The 24,688-nt window shown below is 73.2% G+C and carries 24 protein-coding genes and 2 pseudogenes; 3 read left to right on the forward strand and 23 right to left on the reverse strand.

Features of this window, described 5'->3' with window-relative positions; genetic code table 11:
• Window positions 1–124: 124 nt before the first annotated feature.
• The 8 genes and pseudogenes from ACIHEJ_RS04510 to ACIHEJ_RS04545 all read right to left on the reverse strand — a co-directional run bounded on the left by ACIHEJ_RS04510 (window position 125) and on the right by ACIHEJ_RS04545 (window position 7,663).
• A complete protein-coding gene (locus ACIHEJ_RS04510; protein ID WP_333750322.1) occupies window positions 125–235 on the reverse strand; it encodes a putative leader peptide in 111 nt (36 codons plus the stop codon).
• A gap of 448 nt (window positions 236–683) precedes the next feature.
• The gene (locus ACIHEJ_RS04515; RefSeq protein ID WP_400132143.1) at window positions 684–2,012 is read right to left on the reverse strand and encodes an LLM class flavin-dependent oxidoreductase; all 1,329 of its coding nucleotides are present in this window, start codon (window positions 2,010–2,012) and stop codon (window positions 684–686) included.
• Window positions 2,009–3,067, reverse strand: coding sequence for an aliphatic sulfonate ABC transporter substrate-binding protein (locus tag ACIHEJ_RS04520; RefSeq protein ID WP_400132144.1), 1,059 nt, complete (start codon window positions 3,065–3,067; stop codon window positions 2,009–2,011). The genes ACIHEJ_RS04515 and ACIHEJ_RS04520 overlap by 4 nt, the downstream gene beginning before the upstream one ends.
• 41 nt (window positions 3,068–3,108) lie before the next feature.
• The gene (locus ACIHEJ_RS04525) at window positions 3,109–3,840 is read right to left on the reverse strand and encodes an ABC transporter ATP-binding protein (RefSeq protein WP_400132145.1); all 732 of its coding nucleotides are present in this window, start codon (window positions 3,838–3,840) and stop codon (window positions 3,109–3,111) included.
• Window positions 3,837–4,730 (reverse strand): ABC transporter permease, encoded by an 894-nt coding sequence (locus ACIHEJ_RS04530; protein ID WP_400132146.1) that lies wholly within the window; start codon window positions 4,728–4,730, stop codon window positions 3,837–3,839. Before ACIHEJ_RS04530 ends, ACIHEJ_RS04525 begins: the two co-directional genes overlap by 4 nt.
• A complete protein-coding gene (locus ACIHEJ_RS04535) occupies window positions 4,727–5,623 on the reverse strand; it encodes a TauD/TfdA dioxygenase family protein (RefSeq protein WP_400132147.1) in 897 nt (298 codons plus the stop codon). The genes ACIHEJ_RS04530 and ACIHEJ_RS04535 overlap by 4 nt, the downstream gene beginning before the upstream one ends.
• Window positions 5,624–6,339: 716 nt before the next feature.
• Window positions 6,340–6,525 (reverse strand): annotated as a pseudogene (locus tag ACIHEJ_RS04540) (IS5/IS1182 family transposase); the annotation flags it as partial.
• A 157-nt stretch (window positions 6,526–6,682) separates the two neighbouring features.
• Window positions 6,683–7,663 carry an ArsR/SmtB family transcription factor gene (locus ACIHEJ_RS04545; RefSeq protein WP_400132148.1) on the reverse strand — a complete coding sequence of 327 codons (981 nt, stop codon included), beginning with the start codon at window positions 7,661–7,663 and terminating at the stop codon, window positions 6,683–6,685.
• Window positions 7,664–7,778: 115 nt separating this feature from the next.
• Here ACIHEJ_RS04545 and ACIHEJ_RS04550 point away from each other — a divergent pair, with 115 nt between their 5' ends.
• Window positions 7,779–8,369, forward strand: coding sequence for a ricin-type beta-trefoil lectin domain protein (locus tag ACIHEJ_RS04550; RefSeq protein WP_400132149.1), 591 nt, complete (start codon window positions 7,779–7,781; stop codon window positions 8,367–8,369).
• A 64-nt stretch (window positions 8,370–8,433) separates the two neighbouring features.
• Window positions 8,434–9,000 (forward strand): RICIN domain-containing protein, encoded by a 567-nt coding sequence (locus tag ACIHEJ_RS04555; RefSeq protein WP_400132150.1) that lies wholly within the window; start codon window positions 8,434–8,436, stop codon window positions 8,998–9,000.
• A 117-nt stretch (window positions 9,001–9,117) separates the two neighbouring features.
• Here ACIHEJ_RS04555 and ACIHEJ_RS04560 read toward each other — a convergent pair.
• The 3 genes and pseudogenes from ACIHEJ_RS04560 to ACIHEJ_RS04570 all read right to left on the reverse strand — a co-directional run.
• Window positions 9,118–9,351: pseudogene (locus ACIHEJ_RS04560) on the reverse strand (transposase); the annotation flags it as partial.
• A gap of 228 nt (window positions 9,352–9,579) precedes the next feature.
• The gene (locus ACIHEJ_RS04565; RefSeq protein WP_400132151.1) at window positions 9,580–10,758 is read right to left on the reverse strand and encodes an acyl-CoA dehydrogenase family protein; all 1,179 of its coding nucleotides are present in this window, start codon (window positions 10,756–10,758) and stop codon (window positions 9,580–9,582) included.
• Window positions 10,759–10,854: 96 nt separating this feature from the next.
• Window positions 10,855–11,229: a ferredoxin gene (locus ACIHEJ_RS04570; protein WP_400132152.1), complete on the reverse strand. Its 375-nt coding sequence runs from the start codon at window positions 11,227–11,229 to the stop codon at window positions 10,855–10,857.
• A gap of 173 nt (window positions 11,230–11,402) precedes the next feature.
• Here ACIHEJ_RS04570 and ACIHEJ_RS04575 point away from each other — a divergent pair, with 173 nt between their 5' ends.
• On the forward strand, window positions 11,403–11,768 hold the full coding sequence (locus ACIHEJ_RS04575; RefSeq protein ID WP_400132153.1) for a DUF6479 family protein: 366 nt from the start codon (window positions 11,403–11,405) through the stop codon (window positions 11,766–11,768).
• 74 nt (window positions 11,769–11,842) lie between these two features.
• On the opposite strand, the gene ACIHEJ_RS04580 is transcribed toward ACIHEJ_RS04575, so the two are convergent.
• The 12 genes from ACIHEJ_RS04580 to ACIHEJ_RS04635 form a co-directional block, all read right to left on the reverse strand.
• Window positions 11,843–12,301 carry an RpiB/LacA/LacB family sugar-phosphate isomerase gene (locus ACIHEJ_RS04580; protein WP_400132154.1) on the reverse strand — a complete coding sequence of 153 codons (459 nt, stop codon included), beginning with the start codon at window positions 12,299–12,301 and terminating at the stop codon, window positions 11,843–11,845.
• Window positions 12,302–12,370: 69 nt separating this feature from the next.
• A complete protein-coding gene (locus ACIHEJ_RS04585; protein WP_400132155.1) occupies window positions 12,371–13,882 on the reverse strand; it encodes an ANTAR domain-containing protein in 1,512 nt (503 codons plus the stop codon).
• Between the two features lie 20 nt (window positions 13,883–13,902).
• Complete coding sequence (locus tag ACIHEJ_RS04590) at window positions 13,903–14,445, reverse strand: STAS domain-containing protein (protein WP_400132156.1); 543 nt, start codon at window positions 14,443–14,445, stop codon at window positions 13,903–13,905.
• A 657-nt stretch (window positions 14,446–15,102) separates the two neighbouring features.
• Window positions 15,103–16,143 (reverse strand): glycosyltransferase family 9 protein, encoded by a 1,041-nt coding sequence (locus ACIHEJ_RS04595; protein ID WP_400132157.1) that lies wholly within the window; start codon window positions 16,141–16,143, stop codon window positions 15,103–15,105.
• Window positions 16,140–17,567 (reverse strand): PfkB family carbohydrate kinase, encoded by a 1,428-nt coding sequence (locus tag ACIHEJ_RS04600; RefSeq protein WP_400132158.1) that lies wholly within the window; start codon window positions 17,565–17,567, stop codon window positions 16,140–16,142. Before ACIHEJ_RS04600 ends, ACIHEJ_RS04595 begins: the two co-directional genes overlap by 4 nt.
• Entirely contained in the window at window positions 17,564–18,310 is a 747-nt protein-coding gene (locus ACIHEJ_RS04605) for an SIS domain-containing protein (protein ID WP_400132159.1), read from the reverse strand. Before ACIHEJ_RS04605 ends, ACIHEJ_RS04600 begins: the two co-directional genes overlap by 4 nt.
• Entirely contained in the window at window positions 18,307–19,539 is a 1,233-nt protein-coding gene (locus ACIHEJ_RS04610) for a glycosyltransferase (protein WP_400132160.1), read from the reverse strand. Before ACIHEJ_RS04610 ends, ACIHEJ_RS04605 begins: the two co-directional genes overlap by 4 nt.
• On the reverse strand, window positions 19,536–20,498 hold the full coding sequence (locus ACIHEJ_RS04615; RefSeq protein WP_400132161.1) for a glycosyltransferase: 963 nt from the start codon (window positions 20,496–20,498) through the stop codon (window positions 19,536–19,538). Before ACIHEJ_RS04615 ends, ACIHEJ_RS04610 begins: the two co-directional genes overlap by 4 nt.
• Complete coding sequence (locus tag ACIHEJ_RS04620; RefSeq protein ID WP_400132162.1) at window positions 20,495–21,505, reverse strand: glycosyltransferase family 9 protein; 1,011 nt, start codon at window positions 21,503–21,505, stop codon at window positions 20,495–20,497. The genes ACIHEJ_RS04615 and ACIHEJ_RS04620 overlap by 4 nt, the downstream gene beginning before the upstream one ends.
• Window positions 21,502–22,044 carry a D-glycero-alpha-D-manno-heptose-1,7-bisphosphate 7-phosphatase gene (locus ACIHEJ_RS04625; RefSeq protein ID WP_400132163.1) on the reverse strand — a complete coding sequence of 181 codons (543 nt, stop codon included), beginning with the start codon at window positions 22,042–22,044 and terminating at the stop codon, window positions 21,502–21,504. Before ACIHEJ_RS04625 ends, ACIHEJ_RS04620 begins: the two co-directional genes overlap by 4 nt.
• Window positions 22,041–23,036, reverse strand: a complete 996-nt coding sequence (locus ACIHEJ_RS04630) for a glycosyltransferase family 2 protein (RefSeq protein WP_400132164.1) — start codon at window positions 23,034–23,036, stop codon at window positions 22,041–22,043. The genes ACIHEJ_RS04625 and ACIHEJ_RS04630 overlap by 4 nt, the downstream gene beginning before the upstream one ends.
• Entirely contained in the window at window positions 23,033–24,667 is a 1,635-nt protein-coding gene (locus ACIHEJ_RS04635) for a carbamoyltransferase (RefSeq protein ID WP_400132165.1), read from the reverse strand. The genes ACIHEJ_RS04630 and ACIHEJ_RS04635 overlap by 4 nt, the downstream gene beginning before the upstream one ends.
• Between the last annotated feature and the right edge of the window lie 21 nt (window positions 24,668–24,688).

The raw sequence follows: 24,688 nt of genomic DNA on the forward strand, positions 1-24,688 counted from the left end.
CTCCCCGGGAGCGGGCGCGGACGTACGCGCGGCGGAAGCGACGTCGGGTGCGGGAGCGGAGCTCTCCCGTACGCACCGGACGGCACGACGCCCGAGGGCGTCTCCGGTGCGGGATGGGCGCGGCTCAGCCCTGGGGGTTGATAGCGCTGCAGACACGCAGCAGATCGATGTGACGGCGGGAGGTCAGAAGAGGCGAACGGCTCACTCGGACGGTGACCGACTCCAAGCGCCTCATAATTTCCCTACCTACTCACTAGGATTCCCTCAGTGAGTGTCGATCCGACCGACATCGGCGTCAAGAGGGCCGTCCCGCATCGCGGACGCCCCGATGGACGGCGGCCCTCCTCGACACGGTCACCACACGTTTCCCACTGCAACCGTCGGGACGCGGCGACGGTGTCGAGTCGGCGTGGATGACGTGCCGACGAGCTGCGTGCTCACCGCAGAAGGCCCAGACGAAAGGGCCCGCAGGCTCTCGCCCCAGCCCGAAGAACGCACCATCCGGTATCTCCAGGTCGAGGCCGGCCACCGCGGTGAAGCCGTCCTCGTACGTCTTGCGCAGGCCCTCGACCCGCAGCGGGGGCGGACTCCCGCCGCTCCGGAAAGTGGAAGCGGCGGGAGTCGCGAGCGGGTCACCCGGGGGAAGCGATCCAGCCGTGGGAGGATCAGGCCCGGAAAGCGGGTCAGCCATGGAACTGGTTCGCGGGCACCGGGAGCCTGTAGTGCTCACGCAGGGTGGTGCCTTCGTACTCCTCACGGAACAACCCCTTGCCGCGCAGGATCGGCAGCACGTGCTCGACGAAGGCCGCCAGGCCCCACGGCAGCGCGGGGGCCATGATGTTGAACCCGTCTGCCGCACCGCCCTCGAACCAGGCGATGATCGTGTCCGCCACCTGCTCGGGTGTGCCGACGAACTCGAAGTGGCCGCGTCCGCCCCCGAGCCGGGAAATGATCTGCCGGACCGTGAGCTTCTCGCGCACCGCGAGATCGATGATCAGGTCGGAACGGCTCTGCGAGCCCTCCAGCTTCGGCCTCGCCAGGATGAATTCCGGCAGCGGTTGATCGAGTTCGAAGACCGACGCCTCGGTCTCGAACACCGCGGCCAGCTGACGCAGCCCGTACTCCGGCACGCGCAACTCGTCGAACTGCCGCGCAAGCGCCCGGGCCTCCTCCTCGGTCGAGCCGATGTACGGGACGATGCCCGGCAGGACGATGACACCGTCCGGGTCGCGCCCCGAGGCCCTGGTCCGTGCCTTGATGTCCGCGTAGAAGCCGGCCGCACGCTCGTACGTCGTGTGCGCGGTGAAGATCGCCTCGGCATGGCGGGCCGCGAAGTCCTTGCCGTCCTCCGAGGAGCCGGCCTGGACGAGCAGCGGGTAACCCTGCGGCGGGCGCTCGACGTTGAGCGGGCCGGCCACCTTGAAGTACGTGCCCTCATGGCCGAGCCGGTGCAGGCGTGCGGGGTCGGCGTAGCGTCCGGCGGCCTTGTCCGCGACGACGGCCTCGGACTCCCAGCTGTCCCACAGCGCCTTGGCGACCTTCAGGAACTCGTCGGCGCGGGCGTAGCGCTCGGCGTGGCCGGGGCGGTCGTCGAGGCCGAAGTTGGCCGCCTCGTCCGCCCCTGCCGAGGTGACGATGTTCCAGCCGGCGCGGCCGCCGCTGACGTGGTCGACGGACGCGAGCCGGCGGGCGAGGTTGTAGGGCTCGTTGTACGTCGAGGACACGGTCGCGATGAGGCCGATCCTGCTGGTCGCCTGGGACAGCGCGGTCAGCAGGGTCAGCGGCTCGAGCTGGCCGGGCGGGCGGAACTCGCCGGTGCCGATGAGGGCCGGGCCGTCCGCGAGGAACAGCGAGTCGAACTTGGCGCTCTCGGCGAGCTGTGCCAGTTCGATCCAGTGCCGTAGGTCGAAGTCGGCGCGGGGATTGCTGTGCGGGAGCCGCCACGCCGCCTCGTGGTGGCCCGCTTCCATGAGGAAGGCGTTGAGGTGGAGCCTCCTCCGTCCCGCGCTCATGAGGTGACCTTGAGCTTGGAGCTGTCGTAGCCGGCCGGGAGGAGGTTGTCGACGATCGACGGGACGTCGACCTTCTTGGAGATCTGACCGGCCTCCAGGAAGGCGTCGGCGAGCTTCTGCTCCAGTTCGATGTCCGACTGCTCCACCGGAGTCACCCGGTTCGAGTAGGCGGCCAGGGACGCCTTGGCGTCATCCAGCGGGATGCCCTGCTCCTTCGACAGCGCCTGCGCGTATTTGCCGGGGTTCTTGACCGCCCAGGCGAACTCTCGCGACAGCCTCTTCAGGACGTCCGTCAGAGCCGCACGCTTGGTCTTGTCCTTCAGTGACGTGTCGCTCGCGACGTAGTAACTGCTCGTCTGGTCGATCGGCGGGAGGCCCTTCACCAGGATCCGCGCGCCGTTCTTGACCGCGATCGCCGACTGCGGGTTCCAGATCGACCAAGCGTCCACCTTCCCGGTGTTGAACGCCGTCGCGCCGGCCGCCGGATCGAGGAAGACCAGCTTCACGTCCTTGGGGGTGAGACCGACGCTCTTCAGCGCGTTCAGGGCCAGACCGTGGGCCGAACTGCCCTGCGGGACAGCGATCTTCTTGCCCTTGAGGTCGGCGGCCGTCTTCAGCTGCGAGCCCTTCGGCACGATGATGTTCTCATTCGACTGGGTGGGCGTGAGCGAGCGGTTGACGGCCACGACCTTGAAGCCGTACTCCTTCGCGGCGCCGGTGATCGGCGGTACGTCGCCGACGCTGCCCAGGTCGATGTCGCCCGAGGCGGCGGCCTGCACCAGCGGCGGACCGTAGGTGAACCGGGCGAACTTCACCTTGTAAGGCGCGCTGTCGAACACGCCGGTGACCTTCGCCAGCTCCTGGCTGCCGTCACCGCCGTTGTCGCCGATGGTGAAGGTGTACTTGCTCCACTCGGGGTGCTTGGCATCACTCGCGTCGACGGCGTTGCTCAGCGGCGCGGCGGTGTCCGACGACGATCCTCCGCAGGCGACGAGGGTACTCGCCAGAGCGAGCGAGCCGACTGCGCCGATGAGTCTCGTGGTTCTCTTTCGCATGGGTGTCGTGCTTTCTGTGCTGGGTGAGGGTGTTCGGACAGTCAGTGCTGGCCGGCCAAGCCGAGGTCTTCCAGGAGCCGGGCGCGCAGTTCCTCGCGTGCGACGCTCGCCTCGCGGTCCGCGGCGGTGAGGTGCACCTCGTGCGAGGTACCGATGCGGCCGTTGCTCATGACGACGATGCGGTCCGCCAGGGCGATCGCCTCGTCGACGTCGTGGGTGACGAGCAGCATGGCCGCCTGATGCTTGGTCCGCAGCGCGCGTACGAGGTCGTGCATGCGCAGCCGGGTGATGGCGTCAAGGGCGGCGAACGGCTCGTCGAGCAGGACGAGTTCGGGCTCGGAGACCAGCGCCCGCGCGAGTGAGACCCGCTGGGCCTCACCGCCGGAGAGTTCCTTGGGCCATGCCTTCTCGCGGCCCGCGAGGCCGACCTCGGCGAGCACGTCGCGGGCCCGCTGCTCCGCGTCGGCGCCGTGCAGGCCGAGCGTGACGTTGCGCAGGACCCGCTGCCACGGCAGCAGCCGGTCGGCCTGGAAGACGATCGCACGCCGGGCCGGGACCTCCACGCGCCCGCCGTCGGGCCGGTCCAGTCCGGCGAGCAGCCGCAGCAGGGTGCTCTTGCCGCAGCCCGAAGGACCGAGCAGGATCACCAACTCCTCGTCGTCGATGATGAGGTCGAGGTGGTCGAGCACCACCCGGTCACCGAACTGACGGACCACCTGCTCGACGACGACCCCGGTCTGCCGACGGGGCTCCGTCGCAATCGTGCCGCTCATGACGCCTCATAACTGGGTCGCCACCGCAGCAGCACCCGCTCGAGAGCCCGGACGAACTGGTCAGCGAGCAGACCGAGGAGCGAGTAGATCACCAGCCCAACAAAGACCTGATTGGTCTGGAGATACGTCTGCCCCTGAGTGATGAGGAAGCCAAGTCCCTTGTCCGCGTTGACCGTTTCGGCGGCGACCAGGCCCAGGACGCTGTACGCGAGGGAGAACCGGAGGCCCACCAGGAACCCCGGCAGGGCCCCGGGCACCAGCACCCGCGTCACCAGGCGCCAGGTGCCCGCGCCCGTCGTGCGCGCCATCTCGATCAGCCGCTGGTCGACACCCCGTATCGCGGCGAACAGGTTGAGATACATCGGGACACCGGCGCCGAAGGAAATCAGCAGCACCTTCGTGAGCTCGTCGATGCCGAACCACACGATCATCAACGGCAGCACCGCGAGGAGCGGGATCGTGTTCAGCACCTGTACCAAGCCGTTGAACAGGTACTCACCGCTGCGTAGCAGCCCGCCGAGCACCCCGCTGACGATGCCCACCGTCAGACCGATCGCGAGACCGATGCCGGCCCTCTGCAGCGAGATGGCCAAGTCCGGCCCGAGGACGCCCTGTTGCCAAAGATCGGCGGCGGACTTCACGATCGAGGTCGGCGCGGGGGCGTAGGTCTTCGACACCACTCCGGCCCGGGCCAGGATCTCCCAGGCGATGAGGATCGCGACCGGGGTCGTATAGATGCCCAGCGGCCAGCGCAGGCGCTCGCGGAGTGTGCTGAGCGACGTCCGGCGGCGGGCATCGCGCGGCAGGAACACCTCACGTTGCCGCGTGCCCTTCGTCTCGGCGTCCGAGCCCTTGGTGACGGCCGGCGCCTTGAGGCTGAGATCGGTCATGCCGCCACCGCCAGCACGCTGCTGTAGTGCGAGGCGTCGCCGACGAGCTGCTCGCTGCGGCGGCCGTCGACGCCGGTCGGTACCTCTCCTGCGATCGTCACCCGGTTGAGGCGGCGCGGGTGGTCGTCGTAGTTGTCCACCGCGTAGTGCTGGGTGATCCGGTTGTCGAAGATCAGCAGCTGGTTCGGGGACCAGGTCCAGCTCAGGATGTTCTCCGGACGAGTCACATAAGACTGGAGGATGCGCAGCAGATCAGCCGAGTCGCTGCTCGACAGGCCGACGATCCGCTTGGCGAACCCGCCGATGAACAGCCCGCGTTCGCCAGTGAGCGGATGGACTCGCACGACCGGGTGCTCGGCCTCGTAGGGCGTCGAGACGAAGGCCCGGTCGTACTCCTGTCGCTGCGCCGTCGTGGCTGCGGGGCGGGCGTAGTCGTACTGGTTGGTGTGCACGACGCGCAGCGTGTCCGCGAGGGAGCGCAGCGCTTCGGGCAGGTCGCGGTAGGCCGCGGCGGCGTTGGCGATGAGCGTCTGACCGCCGTAGGGCGTGGTCACGATGGACCGGAGCGTGGTGAGCTGCGGCGGGTTGACCACGAAGGTGACGTCCGTATGCCACTCGTTGGCCTTGGACATCGCGCTGTCGACGGCGAGGACATTCGTCGTGCCGTCGGCGGCCGGCACGTTCGGGTGGGCGGTGGTGAGTTCGCCGAACCAGCCGGCCACGCGTTCCTGACCGGCGTTGTCGAGCTGCACGTCGTCGAACACGATCGCCTTGTGCTCGTTGAGGGCGTCTCGGAGCGTCGCGACTGTCGAGAGGTCGGGTGACGCCGCGAGGTCGACGCCCTCGACGACCGCGCCGATGCGGCCGGTGAGCTTTCGGATGGACGGAGGCATGAGGGGATCCCTCCCGGGCAGATGGGCACGCCAAGGGGTGCTGGGGAACGGGGAGTCGAGTGAAGGGGTTGGGTACTGCGCAGGACTGGTCGACCACGCGGAACACCGGACTGGGCCGGCCGGAGAGAAGACGCGTGGTCGCAGGACCGCTACAGGCGCGTTCTCAGCAGCCGCGTCGGCATGCGCGAACAGGCTCCCTGCTCACACGAGAAGGAGATGAGAGGAGAGGGGAGCCCTCAGGAGGTGGATACGACGATCCCTTGCCGCATCAGCGACAACAAAACGCGCTGGAGACGTGCGCCAGATCGATGTGGCGCCGCCGAGTGAGGTCCACGCGCGGGTTCATAAGACGGGAGTTCAGCAGAGGTCCACCACGTCGGTCAATAACTTTCCGGACAGGTCTTGCATTGCGGACACGGAGAACTCCTCCGGGTGTTCGCGGAGATCGCACAGGCCGCCGCACTGGCCCCTGACGTGCTCGTCAAGGGCTAGCGTCTACGCCCCGGCACCGGCCGGTCGTCCGCGCTCGGCCCGCTTTCCTCGATCAGGAGCCTTCCATGGCCGCTTCCCTGCCCTCCGCCACCCGTGAGGCCCACTCGTCACCGTGGCTGAGGGGCTGCCCGGCCCTGAGTATTTCGCCGTCGTCGCACAACCACTGGCCGCGCCCGGCCCCGGACAAGTCCTCGACCGCTGTTGGCTAATTCGGGGCTTGTCTTCTTCGCCCCGTCGATCGTTTGGTCGGCGGGGCGAAGTGCTGCGAAGTGGCTGGTGCGCGTGCGGGCTCGTGGTGTGCCGGTGAGGTGGGCGCCGATGCGGGCGAGGTTGATCGCGGCGCCGGTGAGCTGGTGCTGGAGGCTGGTCTTCGCCAGGCCGCGGTAACAGGGTCTGCGCAGGCCGCAACGTCGCGTTGGTGCCCTCGACACCCGGCTTCGACGGCACCCGCTGGGCCATGACCCCCGTCGACTGGACCTCGTAGCAGCCGTCCCGACAGGTACCCCCTTCCTCGCCCGGGTGCGGCCCGCCCCCGCCCCTCCCGGGCGAGGGGCGCGGCTGGTACGCCTACACCGCTCCCCCGAGCCGCTGGTAGAGCACGTGCCGGGACCGTCGGGCACGGGTGACGAGCCCGGCCCGGTGGAGGATCTGCAGGTGGTAGGAGACGGTGGCCGGACTCAGGTAGAGCCGCTGGGCGATCTCCGTCGTGGAACGCGGTTGGCTCAGCTCGGCCAGGAGCTTTCGCCGCATCGCCCCGATCAGCGGGTGGTCCTGGGCGGGCGGAAGACAGTCGACCTGCGCGGCGGGATAGACGATGAGCGGAGTGCGCGGCGCCGGCGTCCCGGGCGATTCCCCGGCGCAGAAGAGGGCCCAGTCGACGAAGACGCTCGGCGTGAGGATCACCGCTTCCGCGTCCAGCGTCAGCCGGTGGATGCTGTCCGTGCGGAGGTGGACGAGCAGTTCGCCGTCGCGCAATTCCAGGTTCGGGGCCAGCCGGTTGAGGGCCTCGGCGAGCCCGTACTGGGCGATCTCGGAGGCCCGGGCGGTGACGTCGGCTTCCAGTCGGGCCCGGATGGCCGGCCACGAGGGCTTCAGTGCCGCGTGCCAGAACCGCGCCATCTCGTCGGCGAGTCGGCGCGCGAAGTGGTCCTCCCCCCGGTCGAGGGCTTGCAAGAGCTGCCGCGGCGCCGGGTGGCCGGAACCGGGGTCCCAGGAGTGGCCGTTGACGGCCCCGGCCAGCTCGTAGCGGATCCGTTCCTGCGGGGTCGTCGCGATCTGGTGCAGCGCGGTGTCGATGTCGGTCAGGAAGGCCGGGGGTTCCGGCCGCAGGAAGTCCGGGGCGTAACCGAGGGGGCCTCCCCCGCCGACCACGGCCAGCAGCCCGAGCCGGTGCCGGGTCAGCGCGTCCGTGGCCCTGGTCCGCCAGGGCGGGGTCAGGGTGCCTGGGCTGAAGCCGACGACGCGGAGCAGGTCCTTGGCCGAGCCCACCGGTGAGACCGCGAACCTCACGCCCCCCAGCCCCCGGGCGCCCAGGCGGATCCGGATCACACGCGTTCCCCCTTCGCCAGTCCCTTCGAAAGAAATCGAATCATTCGACCGGTCAATCGGCGTGGCTTTTCCTGGATTCACCGCACAGACCGGCCCCGAAAGGAATCCAGAACCCGTGATCGTTCACAAGAAGCTGGCCGCCGTCGCGACCGCCGTGGCAGCCCTCACCGTCGGTGCCACAGGCGCGACATCCGCCCAGGCCGCCGAGCCCGCCGCCCACCACGTGGCCTGGGAGCAGGGCCAGGCGCCCGGCGCCCGGGCGGGCTCCCTCACCGGGGGCATCTACGTCCGGATCTACAGCCTGTACCGGGCGACCCCGGGCCAGTGCCTGGACGCCGACGCCACCGCCGGCGGCAACGGCACCAAGGTCCAGGTGTGGGGGTGCAACGGCACCACCCAGCAGGAGTGGCTGCTGTCCACCGACGGCAGCCTGCGAAGCGTGCGGTTCCCGGGCATGTGCCTGGACGCCGACACCAACGGCGGCGGCGCCAACGGCACCCGGGTGCAGCTGTGGCAGTGCAACGGCACCACCCAGCAGCAGTGGTACCACCCCTCCGGGGACCTGGCCATCTACAACGTCCGCTTCAACAACGGCAACAACACCGTGCTGGACCGCGACACCAACGTCCCCGGCAACGGCGCCCAGGCCCAGCTGTGGGGCAAGAACTTCCAGTCCCAGCAGTGGTGGGACATCCGGACCGCATGACGCCTCCGACGCCGTCGGCGCTGGTGCCCGGTGAACGGCACGTCTCGACACGGAGGGAACACGCATGAACGCAGCGGCACGTACCCGGAGGAGGCTCAGCGCGGGGGCCGTGGGGCTCGCCGCCGCGATTGCGTTCGCGGCGGGGGTGACGCCGGCCTCGGCATCGGCACCGACCGCGATCGCGTCCCCCTCGCTCAAGGACGGGGAGATCGTGGAGCTCTGGAACTACAACAGCCAGCACTGCCTGTCGGTCGGCGCCGGGAGCACGGCGGGCGGGGCCGGGATCATCCAGTGGTCCTGTTACGGCGGCGCCGAGCAGTACTGGGGCCTCTACCCCATGCCGAACTCCGGCGGCGGCTACGAGGTCGTGAACAAGAACAGCGGCAAGTGCCTGGCCGATCCGGCGAGTTCGCCGAACGCCGGCGTCCAGCTGATCCAGTACGGCTGCGACAAGGGGGCGGAGCAGACCTGGTACTTCGACCGGAACCCGGACACGGGCTTCGCCCAGATGTGGAACCGGGCGAGCGGCCTGTGCGCCGCGGTCGGCGCCTCGAGCACGACGCCGGGCGCCCCGGTCGTCCAGTGGCCCTGCTACGGCGGCGCCGAGCAGCGGTGGACGACCTCCGCCTGACCGCCGACCGGACGGCCACAGGCGGCCGTTGACCGACGTCTCGCGGCTTCTTCGCCACGAAGCCGCGAGACGACCCGCCCGGGCCGCGCCCCTCGCCCTCCCCGGGCGAGGGGCCGACCCGGCCTCCTGCCAGCGGCCGAGCCGCCGCCAGCGGGTCTGGCCGGAGCCGAAGCCCAGCCCCAGCGGCAGCTGCTGCCAGGTCATGCCGGTGTACAGCACGAACAGGATCCCCTGCAGGCACAGCCGGTCGTCCACCGGACGCGGGCCCGGCGACCGCTGCGGCCACGCCGGCAGCAACGGCTCGATCCGCGCCCACAGCTCGTCGTCCACGATCCACGGCTTCTTGCTCACACCATCACGAACGGACGGATCGTCACATCGGTCACGTCCCACCAGCAACGATCATCAAGATCGTGTTACGAGCTCATAGTACGCCCGATCCTCATCAACTCAGAAAACGGAGCAGGTCAGCTGCCTGAGACAGTCGGCGCGCCAGACCCGTTACCCGCTGGCCCGCGAACTTCAGTTGGTGCCAACTATCCCGCTTTTGTGCCAACTAAAAAGCTTCGTCACAGCGGGCTATCGCCGCACCCGCGGCATCCCCAGGCCGATCCAGGAGATGATCTCGCGCTGGATCTCGTTGTTGCCGCCGCCGAAGGTGAAGATGACCGCAGAGCGGTAGCCGCGCTCCAGTTCGCCGTGCAGGACGGCGCCCGCCGAGCCCTCCTTCAGCGGTCCCGCGGCGCCCACGATCTCCATGAGCCAGGCGTAGGCGTCCCGGCGGGCCTCGGAGCCGTAGACCTTGACGGCGGAGGCGTCCTGCGGGGTGAGCGTGCCCTGCTCGACAGCGGTGACCATCTGCCAGTTGAGCAGCTTCATGGCGTCGAGCCGGGTGTGGGTGCGGGCCAGCAGCCGGCGTACCCAGGGCAGATCGGCGACCCGGCGGCCGTCGGCGAGCTTGGTCTCCCGCGCCCAGCGCTGTACGTCGTGCAGGGCGCGGATGGCCATGGTGCCGTGCGCGGCGAGGGTGACGCGTTCGTGGTTGAGCTGGTTGGTGATCAGCCGCCAGCCCTGGTTCTCCTCGCCGACGCGCCGGGTGACGGGGACGCGGATGTTCTCGTAGTAGCTGGCGGTGGTGTCGTGGGAGGCGAGAGTGTTGATGACCGTGCAGGAGTAGCCGGGGTCCGAGGTCGGCACCAGCAGCATGGTGATGCCCTTGTGCGGCGGGGCGGCGGGGTCGGTGCGCACGGCGAGCCAGACCCAGTCCGCGGTGTCGCCGTTGGTCGTCCAGATCTTCTGCCCGGTGACGACGTAGTCGTCGCCGTCCCGTACGGCCCGGGTCTTCAGGGCGGCCAGATCGGTGCCGGCGTCGGGCTCGCTGTAGCCGATCGCGAAGTCGATCTCGCCGGAGAGGACGCGCGGCAGGAAGTACGCCTTCTGCTCCTCGGTGCCGAACCGCATCAGCGTCGGCCCGACCGTGTTCAGCGCCATCAGCGGCAGCGGTACGCCGGCCTGGGCGGCCTCGTCGAAGAAGATGAACTGCTCCATCGCGGTCATGCCGCGCCCGCCGTACTCCTTCGGCCAGCCGACGCCGAGCCAGCCGTCCGCGCCCAGCCGGCGGATGGTGTCGCGGTAGAACCGCTTCTGTGCCGCCGGGTCGGCGTACCGGGCGTAGGCGTTGTCCGGGACCAGCTGGACGAAGTAGGCGCGCAGTTCGGCGCGCAGTCGCTGCTGCTCGGGCGTGTGGTCGAGGTGCACGGCGCCTCCAGGCTCCCCAAGGGCGGTCCTGACGGCGCACACCGTAGAACGTGTTTCAGAAATTGGGAATGGCGGACCCCGTGCGAATCACGGCGGTCAGACGAGGGTCTCCCGGAATTCCGCGCACGCGTCCGCGCAGGCCCGGCACGCGTCCGCGGTGGCCTCGGCGCCGGGATACGCGTCGAAGGCGTGTGCGCTTTCGAGGCAGACCGAGCGGCACCACTCCACCCGGACCCGGATGCTCTCCTCGTCCGTGCGGTTCTCCTCGCACAGGACGCGACAGGTGGCGTCGCACACCTCGGCGCACATGATGCCGAGCCGGCGCACGCGCTCCTGGCGCTCGGTGCCGTCCGGGTCGACGAGGCTGGCGCGCACCGCACAGGCCCGGGCGCATTCCGTGCACGCCTGCGCGCAGGAGAAGCGGTCCTCGAGGAACCGGTAGAGCTGCTGCTGGGAAGTCGGCGGGGTCACACCGTGCGGGTAGCCGGGCCCGGGAGAGGCAAACCACCGTCGCCCCCCTCCTGCGGGCCCGAGGCCGGTTTCCGTCACCGGCGAGCCGCCGGGCCGCGGGTCGTCGGCCAGCGCAGACCAACCGTGTCCGGTTCGACCGGTTCGTCCGGTTCTGGGTGGGGTATCCCTGTCCTATGAGTACCGCATCGATGCAGTTGGCCGCTTCGAGTGGCCTGATGAGCCTTTTCCTGTTCATCGTGGCCGTGGCCGTCCTGGCACTGCTCGGCGGCGGCTTCTGGCTGACCTCCCGGGTCCGGTCCAGCGAATCTCCTCGGCCACGCCCCGAGGAGCAGCCCCAGCTGCCACCGGAGGGTCCGGTGCACGAAGTCCGGCAGAACAGGGAGTCCCAGGAGGTACCGCAGACTCCCAAGGGCGGCCGTCCGCTCACCCCGTACGAACTGAGCAACATGGACAGCAGGCCGAGCGAGTCCACGGACCGCCCGCGCTGGAGCAAGGGGTCCAGCGGCTCGTTCGGCGGCGGCGGACTCGGCGCCCACTGAGCCCGGCACATCCGCTGACCCCCTGCGGAACACCCCTCCCCGTCACCGTCCCGGCCCGCGCCGGACCGCCGTACTCACCTGGGAAGTCTCCCGGTGACGTCCAGGCGGCCGACGTGGGCCACGTTCTGCACGTCCTCCGGGTCCTGGCTGGGTTCGGCCGCGAACCAGGCGTCCAGGATCTCCTTCAGGACCGGCTCCGAGGTCAGGCGCAGGCTCAGCGCGAGGACGTTGGCGTCGTTCCAGCGGCGGGCGCCGTCCGCCGTGCCGGCGTCCGGGCACAGGGCCGCGCGGACGCCGGGAACCTTGTTGGCCGCGATGGACGCGCCCGTGCCGGTCCAGCAGCACACCACGGCCTGGTCGGCCGCGCCCTCGGCCACCTCGCGGGCGGCCGCCTCGGAGCAGACCGCCCACTGGGCGTCGGCACCGGGCCGCAGCGCGCCGTGCGTGGTGACCTCGTGACCGCGGCGCCGCAGCTCCGTCACCAGGAGGCGGGCCACGGGTTCGTCCATGTCGGAGGAGACGGAGATCCGCATGCTCCGGAGCGTAGCGCCTGTCATGACGAACGGCCCCGCAGGGCCGTTCGCGGTGCGGGGGGCGCCGGTTCAGGGGTGCTCGGGCTGCTGCGCCGGAGGCACTCCGCCGCCCTCGCCCCCGCCCTTGCCGCCCTTGTCCGAGCCGTGCGGACGGTCGCCCCCGCGGCGGGCGGCGGCCTCGCGGGCCTTCAGCTCACGGCTGTCCTGCGGTGTGGCGCCTCCCTTGTCACTGCGCCGCTGTTCGGGCTGCTGCGGATCGGACATGCGCCGGACTCCCTCCGGGTGTTGCGATTGCGTGCGGAGTCCGGGTTCCCCGGGCTGCGCGGGTGACGCGCCCGGGCCAGCGGTCAGTACCCGGTGGAGGTGTTCGAGGGCGTCGAGCAGGACCGAGCGGTGGTACCAGCTGAGCCAGGCCGCCGTGTCGGAGGCCAGCAGGCCGTAGGACTCGGCCTGGGCAGCGGTCGGCCGGTGGCCGGGCTCGGGCCAGAGCACAGTGATCACGCCCGTGCAGGAGCCGGCCGTGGACAGCACGGGGATGCTCTGCAGGGCGCGGGTTCCGGTGGTCAGCAGGGCCCGCCGGGCCTCGTCGGCGAGCAGGGCGTCGACGGCCACGTCGGGCACGCTCACCCGGCGTCCCCGCAGCCGGGCGACCGCGTCGGCCGTGCCGTCGTCGCAGCCGCGCACGAGGTGGTCGAGGAACGTGTCCGCGCAGCCGTGGTGGTTCTCCAGCATCAGCGTGTTCACGGCCGCGTCGACGAGTTGCACGTATCCGGCGGGCGCCCGCCCGATGGCGAGCGCCTCGTGCAGCACCGCGTCGATCATCTGCCGCCGGTAGCGGGGGTCGCGGCCGCCGCGGCCCAGGATCCGCAGCTGCGGCACCGGCAGCGGACGGCGGCCCGGGAACCACTCCTCGCCCTCCGGCGGGCGGGCCACCACGACGGCGGAGACGAGGACGCGCAGCGGCACGTTGTACCGCTGGGAGGTCTCGCGCAGCACCCGGAAGGCGCTGCCGGAGTCGGGCAGGCCGTAGCGCACCATGAGGACGCCCTGCGCCATGCCGATCACCGGGGCGGTGCGCACCCGCGCGCGCAGGGCCCGGACCTCCTTGTGCAGGTCCTCGTACGAGGGTCGCAGCGGATCGGTGAGCTGCGACCGCCAGGCGGGCAGCTCCTCCACCCGGGCGGCGGCGTGCGTCAGCTCGCGCAGCGCCTCGTCGAGGGTGGCGAACAGCCGGACGCCGTCCAGCCGGGCGAGGTGCACCGCCTCGCGCACTCCGGGGCGGGCCCGGACGATGATCAGGTCGGGGCGGCCGCCGCGTTCCCGGGTCGTCTCGCTGAGCGTGTGCAGCACGGCGGCGCCGCCGAGCTGCACATGGGCCATGTCGAGGACCGGCCGCAGCCCCGCGCGGTCGGCCTGTTCGAGGTGGCCGCGCAGCTCCTCGGACCAGACCTGGGCTCCCTGGGCGTCGAGGGTGCCGGACATGCGCAGCAGCAGGGCGCCCTCGGCGGGCAGTCCCTCGACGACCGAGGACTCGATCACGAGGGTGGCCGGTGCGGCCGGCCGGTCGGAAGAGGCTTTCATGGCATCACCCAGTCGGGACGTCACACAGAACTCGATCGGCCTCTTCCTGACCTCGCACCACCGTGCACGGTCGGTGCGCGACGATCGACCGCGGCCTCGGCCGGGTCGTCGTCCCCCGGTGCAGCCGGGTCCGCGGGGCGCGCCGCTGTGCGGGCCTCCAGGGCGTGCAGGGCGGACGCCAGGCTGGCGTGCACCCGTACGCCGGGCAGGCCGGCCGTCATCAGGGCCTCCCGCACGTGCGGTCGGGGCTGTACGACGGGGAGGGCGCGGCCGGAGAAGGCGAGCACCCCGGTCGCGCGGTCCAGGGAGCGCACCGCGGCGGCGCAGGCGAGGTACACCTCGGTCATGTCGAGGACCGGGTGTTCGCCGTCCCGGCCCGCGTGGGCGATGTGTTCGGCGAGCGCCTCGGAGAACTCCAGGGCGTTGGAGACGTCGACCGTGCCACGGGCCTTCAGGACTCTGACGGTGCCGACCTCGGGACGGTGCTCGTGGACGGTCTGCAGCAGCAGCGGGGCCGCGCCGCCGGGGCGGACGCCGGGACGGCCGGGCCGGCCGTTTTCCATGGGGAGGTGCCTTCCTGGAGGGCGGAAGGATCAGCCGGCCGCGTCTTGACCGGGAGCATCACTGTGCCTGCGCCATGGACGTGGCGCAACGATTCTGCTGGGTGTGTCGGCGAGCGGATCGGGGGCCGGCCGCCGTAGCGGCGGGCGGGGGGAGTTCCTGCGGGCCCGCTCCCGGGTCGCCAGGCGGCTCTCCGGGCCCGGCGGTGGCAGGGCCGCAAACGCGGGCGGAGGCGGCGCCCCGGAGCACCGTGCGGATCAGGTGCCGGTGCGGCACGGGGCCGGCCGGTGCGGCGGTCGCGGGTGATGACGGCGAAGGTCGTCCTCCGGTCGCTCTCCCACCGGTGACCGGGCGGGTGCGGCCGAGGGCGTGCTCAGCGGGCATGCGCCACCTCCCGTCCACGCCGCCACGGGCCGCCGCCGGCCTCACCGGTCCGCAAGCGGGCGGCGAGGACGCGGCAGCGGACGGCGAACCACCCACCCGTCGCCTCCCCCGCTGAACCAGCCGAGGACGTGCTCAGCGGGCATGCGCCGCCTCCCGTCCACGCCGCCACGGGCCGCCGCCGGCCTCACCGGTCCGCAAGCGGGCGGCGAGGACGCGGCAGCGGACGGCGAACCACCCACCCGTCGCCTCCCCCGCTGAACCAGCCGAGGACGCGTTCAGCGGGCATGCGCCACCTCCGGTCCACGCCTCCGCGGGCCGCCGCCGGTCTGCCCGAGCAGTGTCAGGCAGGCGGCGGCGACCTCGCCGGTCCCGATGCGCAGCAGGCGGGCGTCGGGGGTGCGGCCGTGCGGGTCGCCGGGTGGGCCGGGCTTCCAGAGGGCCAGGTGGTAGGGGTCGGGGGGTGGGCCCCACAAGCGGGGCGAGACGGGGCCGTACAGGGTGACGGAGCGGGTGCCGTGGGCCACCGCCAGGTGTGCCAGGCCGGTGTCGCCGCTGAGCACCAGGGACGCCTCGGCGACCAGCGCGGACAGCTCCCCGAAGGGGAGGCCGCCGGTCAGCACGCCGTCTGCGGGCTGCCCGCCGCGCTCGGCGACCGAGCGCACCAGGGCGTCCTCGTCCGGCCCGCCGGTGAGGACCACCCGGTGCCCGGCGGCGCGCAGACACCGTACGACGGCGGCGAACCGCTCCCCCGGCCAGCGCCGGGAGCCCGCGGCCGCCCCGGGGTGCACGAGGACGGCGCCCGGCGCCGGGGACGGTGTGCCCGGCCGGGGCAGCCGCAGGTCCAGCGGGTCGGCCCGGATGCCGTAGGCATGCAGGAACCCGCACCAGCGTTCTCGTTCATGGGCGTGCGACGGCCAGGGCGGCCCGTCCGGGCAGGCGTGGGCGAGCAGTCGGCGCGGGTGCAGTGCCGCGAGGGCGTCACGGCTCTCGGGCCCGTTGCCGTGCAGGTCGATCGCCACCTGGGGCGGCGGTCCCGGCCAGTGCGTCAGGGACGGCACCGCCCGCCGGGGTGCCTCCGCGGGGAGGACGGCGTCGACCGCCCCGGTGGCCAGGGCGAGTTCGGTGAGGCCCGGCGGCTGGGCGAGGACGATCCGGTGACCGGGAAAGGCGCGCCGGATCCCGCGCAGCGCGGGCACACCGGCCAGCAGATCACCGAGGCCCAGGGCACGCAGCACCAGGACGGTCGGGGGGTGGGGGGCCGGGCGGCCCGCGGTGGCCGTCCGGGTGCGGGGGGACCGACGGGGGCTGCCGCTCACCAGGGGTGGCCTCCTCCCGGGGGTGACGGGGACAGCGCGGCGCGGCGGGCCAGGCCGGTGGTGGAGCGGCCGTCGAGGTAGGGCAGCAGCAGGACCTGGCCGCCCCAGCTCTCCACCAGGGGCTGTTCGGGCAGTTCGGTGCGGGCGTAGTCGCCGCCCTTGGCCCAGATGTGCGGGCGCAGTTCGCCGAGGATGCGCTCGGGCGTGTCCTCGGTGAAGACGGCGACGGCGTCGACGCACTCCAGCGCGCGCAGCACCCGGACCCGGTCCGCGGCCGGGACCAGGGGGCGGCCGGTTCCCTTGCGGCGGCGTACCGAGTCGTCGGAGTTGACGCAGACGATCAGACAGTCGCCGGCCCGCCGGGCGGCCTGGAGGAGGGCGACGTGACCGGCGTGCAGCAGGTCGAAGCAGCCGCCCGCGGCGACGACGGTGCCGCCCGCGGCCCGGACCCGGGCGGCGGTGCGCACGGCGTCGGCGGTGGTGTCGCCGTCGGCCGCCGGGGTCTCGGCGGGCTCGTCCGGCTGGCCGGGGGCGGCCACTGCGCGGGCGCCGCCCTCGGCGACGTAACGGGTGGCGGCGCTCACGGCGGCCTGGACCGCGGCCTCGGTGAGTTCGCCGTCGGCGAGCAGTCCGGCCGCGGCCGCGGCGAACCGGTCGCCCGCTCCGCAGGGGTCGCCGGAGGCGGCGGCCGGGGTGGGCACCAGCAGGGGGGTCTCGCCGTGGGAGAGCAGGGCGCCGCGTTCGCCCAGGGTCACGGCGACGGCCTGGGCCTGCCAGGCCCGCACCAGGGTGCGGGCGTCCCGGGCGGCCGTGCGCAGAGCCGTGGCGCCGCCGGTGTCCCCGCCGCCGGACCGCCGGGCGAAGGAGCGGGCCTCCTGGGCGGAGGGGGTGGCCAGGCGGACGCCGGGGACCGGGGTCCGGCCGCGCACGTGGGGGTCCCAGACGAGGGCGGCCTCCGTGTGCGTGAGTGCGTCGCGCAGGACGTCGGCGGTGCCGCGGCCGTAGTCGGCGACGAGGACGCCGGCGGCTGCCGCGACCGCGGACACCGCTTCCCGGGTCGCCTCGCGGGCGTGTCCCTCGCCGTCGTCCAGGCGCAGCAGCGGCCGGTCCCCGGCCATGACACGGGTCTTGCTGCTGAGGGCGCCCTCCATCGGCACCTCCACCAGCTCGACCCGGCCGGCCAGCAGCTCCCGCAGGGTGTCGCTGGCGGGATCGTCGCCGAGGGCGGTGACGAGGGTGACCGGGCGGCCGTCGGAGGCGGCGAGGCAGGCGGCCAGCGCGGCCCCGCCGGGCCGGGAGCTGCGCCGGGTGCCGTACACCACCGGCACGGGCGCGTCCGGCGCCAGCCGCTCGGCCCGGCCGCACAGGTCGTGGTCGAGCAGGGCGTCGCCCACGACGACCAGGGGCGTGCGCGAGGTGGTCATGCGTGTCCCTTCCTGGGGGCGAGGGGGGTGCCCGGCGTGCCGGGTGCGGACCGGCCGACGGTGCGGGCCCGGCCGACGAGCCGGCCCACGACACCGGGCCTGCCGTCGATGTCCGGCCCGCCGTCGGCGCCGTCACCGGCGGCCCGGTCGGCCTCCCCGCGCTCCACGGCCCGGTCGAAGGCCTCGCAGAGCATGTGGACTGCGACCAGGTGCACCTCCTGGACGGTGGCGGCGACCGGGGCGTCCACGCACAGCGCGTCGTCGGCGCCGAGCTGCAGCGGGTTGGGTGCCCGTCCGGTCAGCGCCCACACCGTCAGGCCCAGGCGGTGGGCGCGGTCGGCGGCGGCCAGCAGATTGGCGCTGGCGCCGCTGGTGGACAGCAGCATCAGCACGTCACCGGGGCGGCCGTGGGCGGCGGTCTGGCGGGCGAACACCTCCTGGACGCCGTAGTCGTTGGCGATCGCGGTGGTGGAGGAGGTGTCGGCGTGCAGGGCGACCGCGGAGAACGGCGGCCGGTCGTCGCGGTAGCGGCCGACCAGCTCGGCGGTGAGGTGCTGCGCCTGCGCGGCGCTGCCGCCGTTGCCCGCGACCAGCAGCCGGGAGCCGCCGCCGAGCCGCCGGGCGAGTTCGGTGCCCCACCGCTCGACGAGCGGGCCGCGGTCCCGGAACGCCTCCAGGGCCTTCATCAGCTCGTCGCAGTGCGTGGTGTCCACGACGGTCTTCGTGCCGGTCACGGTCTTCATCGGACGACTCCCTGGAGCGAGGGGATCGAGGACACGGCGCCGTACACCCCGGCGACACCGTCGGCCACCCGGTCCCAGGTGTAGTGGGCCAGCACCCGTTCGCGGCCGGCTGCCCCGTACCGGGCGACCCGGTCCGGGTCGGCGAGGAGCGTGCGGACGACCGCGCTGAGGTCGTGGTCGTCGTCGGCCGGAACCAGCACGCCGGTGCTGCCGTCCACGACGGTGTCGAGCTGGCCGCCCACCGCCGTGGCCACGACCGGGGTGGCGCAGGCCATGGCCTCCAGCGGGACGATGCCGAAGGGTTCGTACCGGGGCAGCGACAGCACCAGGTCGGCGCCGGCCATCAGCCGGGGCATCCGGGCGCGGCTGACCCCGCCGAGCAGGGTGAAGCGGTCGAGGACCCCGTACTCACCGGCGAGGGCGGTGAGGCGCGCGGCTTCCGGTTCGGTGCCGAGCAGGTCGGCCTCGGGGCCGCCGGCGACGAAGAGTTCGGCGTCCGGGACGCCGGCCAGGGCGCGGATGGCGCGGTCGAAGCCCTTGCGGGGCACCAGCCGGCCGACGGCCAGCAGCCGTCGGCGCGCGCCGGGCGGGCGGTTCCGGGCGACCGGCGTGAACTGGTCGGGGTCGACCCCGCAGGGCACGACGCTGATCCGGTCCTCCGGCAGGCCCATGGCCTTCAGCTCGGCCACCTCGTCGCTGCAGGTGGCGATGATCCGGGTGCACTCGTGGCCGATGGCCTCCTCGATGGCGAGGCGCTCGGCCGGGCTGGTGTCGGCGTCGCCCTGGTAGCGCTTCTTCACCGTGCCGAGCGCGTGGTAGGTCTGCACGACGGGGATGTCGAGACCTCGGGTGCCGGTCAGGGCCGCCAGGCCGGACATCCAGAAGTGGGCGTGCACCACGTCGGGTGGGTGTGCCGCCCATTGCCGGGCCAGGAAGGCCCCGAACTCGGCCATGTGCGGCAGGAGTGCGTCCTTGGGGACGGCCGCGGGCGGGCCGGCCGGCACATGCACCACCTGCACGCCGTCGATGAGGGTCACCCGGTCCGGCAGTCCCGCCGAGTCCCGCCGGGTGTACACGGTGACCCGGTATCCCCTGCGGGCGAGCTGCCGGGCGATCTGCGCCACGTACACGTTCTGGCCGCCCGCGTCCGGTCCGCCGAGCGCGGCCAGCGGGCTGGCGTGCTCGGAGACCATGGCGACGCGCCCGGCCGTGTGCGGAATGCGGCTCATCGGGTGACCTCCTTGATCAGGCGCTCCCAGTCGTCCAGGAAGCGCCGTTCTCCGTAGCGGGCCCGGGCCGCGGCCCGGGCCGCCTCGCCGGTGCGGCGGGCGAGTTCCGGTTCGGCGAGGTAGGTCCGTACGGCGTCCTCCAGTACGTCGAGGCGGTTCGAGACCACGCCGGCGCCCTCGGGTACCGCCTCGCGGACCTCGGTGGTGTCCAGGGCGACCACCGGCATGCCCAGGAACATGGCCTCCAGCAGGGACAGGCCGAGCGAGGTCCAGCGCACGGGGTGCAGGTAGAGCCGGCACCGGGCCATCTCCCGGTGCAGGTCGGCCTGCGGCAGGTCGCGGGTGCGGCAGCGCTCGGGCGGCAGGCCGAGGTGCTCGGCGAGTCCTTCGGTGCGCATCCCGAAGACGTCCAGGGGCGCGCAGCGGGCGAACCGGGGCAGCAGGTCGGTGCCGGTGGTACGGCCCCTGCGGACGGGCTCGTTGACCACGACGGCCGCGCGCCGCTCGGTGCCGGTCCACCGGTGGCCGGGGTCGACGATGCCGTGCTCGACGACCTCGGTCGGGGCCCGGCCGCTGTCCCACATCAGCCGGTTGAAGTGGGTGACGTGGACGACCGGGATCGCCGACTGCCCGGCCAGCGGGTGCGGTTGCCGCTCGGGCGCGGCGTCGGGGCTGTTGTGCTCGACGTACACGGCGGGTACGTCGACGCCGGGACGACGGCCGGTCCAGCGCAGGGCCAGGTCGAGTTCGTGGGGGCGTTGCAGGACCATCAGGTCGATGTCGCGGTCGCCCAGCTCCTTCGGGGTCCGTTCCTCGACGGACGCCGGCCAGTCCCAGGTCACGGCGCGGCCGAGCCCGTCGGGTCCGCGGTCGTCGGTGACCGGGACCAGGTAGGTGTGCGGGCCCTGCACGAAGGTGGTGAGCCACGATCCGTGCACGTGCCAGACGAGGATGTTCATGAGAGGCGCTCCTGGATGAGCTTGTGCACCGCGCGCACCACGTCCTGCCCGGTGACCTCGTCCAGGCAGGGGTGTCCGGGCACCGGGCAGGTGAGGGCCCGGGTGTCCGCGCACGGCGCCGACTGGTCGCCGAGCAGGATGGCCGGGACGCCGTACGGTGCCCAGCGTTCGGCCGGGACGACCGGCGCGAACAAGGAGACGACCGGGGTGCCGACGGCGGCGGCGAGATGGGCGGGGCCGGTGTTGGCGCTGATCACGACGTCGGCCGTGCGCAGCACGCCGGCGAGGGTGCGCGGGCCGGTCCGGCCGCCGAGGTCCACGGCCAGGTCGCCGCTCACCCGCCGGGTGAGGTCCCGCTCGTCCGCGCCGCCGGTGACGACCACGCGGTGCCCGGCGTCGGTGAGCAGCACGACGGCCTCCGCGCAGCGGTGCGGGCTCCAGGCGCGGGCGGGGGCACTGGCGCCGGGGTGCAGGACGACGTAGGGGCCGGGGCCGGTCAGGTCGGCGGTGTCGGGCGGCGGCAGGACACGCAGACGCCCGTCGTCGCCCCGGGGTGGCGGGAAGCCCAGGGCGGCGGCGGTGTCGAGGGCCGCCTCGGCCTCGTGGCGGCCCTCCTGCCGCCGGTGCCGTACGTCCAGCAGCCGACCGGGGTGGTCGACGCTGTCGGCGCCGATCCGGCCGACCCCGGCCAGCCGCAGCAGCAGCGCGGTGGGCAGCGGGCTCTGGTGGAAGGAGGTCAGGATGAGCGCGGTGTCGTAGGCACCGGCGCGCAGCCGGCCGAGGAGGGCATCGATGTCGGCCGTGTCCACGTCGGGCGGGTCGAAGCCCTCCCAGGGCGCCTCCCAGACCAGGACGTCGTCGACGCCGGGCAGCAGCCGGGCGGCGTCGGCGCCGCGCGGGCCGCACAGCAGGGTGACGTGCGCGGAGCGGGCGGCGACGGCGCGGACGGCGGGGCCGGCGAGCAGCACGTCGCCGAAGCTGTCGAGGCGGACGACGAGGGACTTCACCGCGACCGCCCTCCCGCCGTCACGCCGAGGGCGCCGCGCACGGCGGTGAGCAGGTCGGGGGCGCTCTGCTCGGCGAAACGCGCCACTTCCTCCGGTGCCGTGGCCGGGGCGGGTACGAGGATGCCCCGGGCACCCGCCGCCCGGGCGGCCAGGACGTCCGCGGCGATGTCGCCGATCACCAGGCACGCGGCGGGCGGGACGCCCAGCCGGTCGGCGGCGGTGAGGACCAGACCGGGGCGGGGCTTGCGGCAGGCGCAGCCGGCGTCCGGGGCGTGCGGACAGAACACCCAGAGGTCCAGGCCGCCCAGCAGGGCGTCGGCGCGCGCATTGACCCGGCGCACGTCCTCGGCGGTGAGCAGTCCTCGCCCGATCCCGGACTGGTTGCTCACCACCCCGGTGGCCAGGCCGTGGGACCGGGCCAGCGCGACGGCCTCGGCGGCGCCGGGCAGCAGCCGGACGCGGTCGGGGTCGCCGTTGTAGGGCACGTCCGCGACGAGGGTGCCGTCGCGGTCGAACAGGACGGCGCGGACGGTGGTCACCCGGCACCTCCGAGGGGTTCTGCGTGCCGGTGGCGGACGACTCCGCGCAGCCAGTGCCGGACGGCGAGGGGCGGGATGAGCACACTGGTGCCGAGCATCCCGGCGATCTCGCGGGTGGTGCGGGGGCCCGGCATGATGCGGGCGAGGGCGAACTCGGCGGTGCCCAGCGTCCACAGGGCGGCGCAGGCCGCAGCGGCCCGGCGGCGGCCCACGACGGCGCAGGCGGCCGCGGCGACGGCGGCGCCGGTCACCGCGAGGTGGCGGGGCAGCCGTCCCCGGGGCGCCTGGGCGCGGGTCCACCAGTCCCGTCCGTGCAGCCGGTTCATCAGGACGTCGTCGGCGTTGCCGCGCTGGGCGGGCAACGACGCCCACCAGTGCGCCGGGCGGACCGGGTGGCACGTGACCCGCTTGCCGCGCTTGAGGGTCCAGCCGGCCCGCTCCACGCGCAGCGCGAGGTCGGCGTCCTCGCGGAAGGCCCGCGGGAAACGTTCGTCGAAGCCGCCGGCCCGGGTGAGCGCCTGGGTGCGGTAGGCCATGTCGGCGGTGGCCCAGGCGGCGTTCTCCAGGCCCTTGGTGTTGCGTTCCCAGTCGGTGGGCCGGCGGTCCAGGGGCAGGGGGACACGCAGCTGTCCCTGAATGCCGCCGACGTCCTCCCCGGCCTCCCGCAGGTCCTCGGCGAGCAGCCGGGACCAGTCCGGCAGCACCTGGACGTCGTCGTCCAGGAAGACCGTCCAGGGCGTCCGGACGGTCCGCCAGCCGGTGTTGCGGGCGGCGGCCGGGCCCCTGCCGCCGGTGCGCAGCGTGCGTATTCGGTCGAGCAGTTGCCCGGCCGTCTGCAGGGGCAGGTCGCCGTCGGGGGCGGCCCGGTCGTCGACGACGATCACCTCGTGCGGGGGGTGCCCGTGGGCCGCGCCGAGTGCGCGCAGGCACTCGGCGAGGCAGGGCCGGCCGATCGTCGGGACGACGACGGTGTAGGCGGGTGCGTCGCTCATGCGAACGCCTTCCCGCGGCGGATCGCGAACGGGCCGAGCACCAGCAGGTCCACGGGGGCCGAGCCGAAGCACTCCAGCGCGTCCCGCGGATCGTCGACCATGGGCCGTCCGGCGGTGTTCAGACTGGTGTTGACCACCACGGGCAGCCCGGTCCGCCGCTCGAAGGCCTCGATCATCCGCGCCACCAGCGGCTCCTGCTCCCGGTCCACGGTCTGGATGCGGGCGGTGCCGTCCACGTGGACCACGGCCGGGATGCGGCCCCGCCACTCGGCGGCCACGTCGTGCACGAACAGCATGTGCGGGCTGGGCAGCGGCCCGTCGAAGATCTCGGCGGCGCGTTCGGCGAGCACCATGGGCGCGACGGGCCGGAACTCCTCGCGTCCCTTGACGGCGTTGAGCCGTTCCAGGTTGGCGGCCTCGCCGGGGTGGGCGAGCAGCGAGCGGTGGCCGAGCGCCCGCGGCCCGTACTCGCTGCGGCCCTGGAACCAGGCCACGATCCCGTCGGAGGCCAGCGCCTCGGCGGCCGTGTCGGCGACGTCGGCGGGCTCCTCGTACGGTACGGCGGCCCGCTCCAGCCAGTCCCGCAGCTCGGCGTCGCTCCAGCCGCGGCCGAGTGCGGCCGTCGGCATCGGCTCCAGGGTGTCCTTCTGGCCGGCCACGTGTGCCGCGGCGCCCAGGGCCGTGCCGGCGTCCCCGGCGGCGGGCTGCACCCACACGTGACGGAAGCCGCTCTCCCGCCACAGCCGCGTGTTGGCCACGCAGTTGAGGGCGACACCGCCGGCCAGCGTGAGGGCGTCCTCCCCGGTGCGTTCGCGCAGCCACCGGGCGAGGGCGAGCATCGCCTCCTCCAGGCAGAGCTGGGCGGAGGCCGCGAGGTCGGCGTGGTCCTGGCTCCAGGCGCCGCCGGCCGGGCGTGCCGGGACGAGGTCGGCCCAGGGGACGGGCCGGGCCCGGAAGCCGCCCCGCTCGTCGGCCCGGACGTACTCGCGCAGCCGGTCGGCGAAGCGCGGGGTGCCGTAGGAGGCGAGGGCCATCACCTTGAACTCGTCGCTGCTGCGCAGGAATCCGAGGTGCTGGGTGAGATCCTCGTAGAACAGGCCGAGGGAGTCCGGCAGTTCCTGCGTGCCGAGGACGGTCAGCTCGCGGTTGGTGCAGCGGCCGGCCAGGTGGGAGCCGCACTCGCCACGTCCGTCCAGCACGAGGACGGCGCAGTCCGGGTACGGCGAGACCGGGCCGGCGGAGGCGGCGTGAGCCACGTGGTGCGGGACGAACCGCACCTTGGCGGGGTCGAGTCCGGGCAGGGCCTCGGCGAGGAACTCCGGGGCCCGGCGGGCGTACTCCTGTCGCAGGTGGTCCCAGGGGTCGTGCAGGCCCATCCGCTCCGCGGGACGGGCGAGCGAGGGGTCGTAGGAGTAGGCGACGGCGTCCAGGTCGGAGGGAGTGAGACCGGCCTGCTCGAGGCACCAGCGGGCCGACTGCTCGGGCAGCTCCCAGGCGGAGAACGGAACGGGCCGTTTGCCGTGCTTACGGCGTGAGAACCGCTCCTCCTCCGCCGCCGCCACGACCTGGCCGTCGGTGATCAGTGCCGCGGCGGGGTCGTGGAAGAGTGCGTTGATTCCGAGGACGTGCATGCGCTGCCTCCTGGGCCTGGG

The sequence above is a fragment of the Streptomyces sp. NPDC052301 genome (assembly GCF_044593395.1).
Taxonomy (GTDB): Bacteria; Actinomycetota; Actinomycetes; order Streptomycetales; family Streptomycetaceae; genus Streptomyces.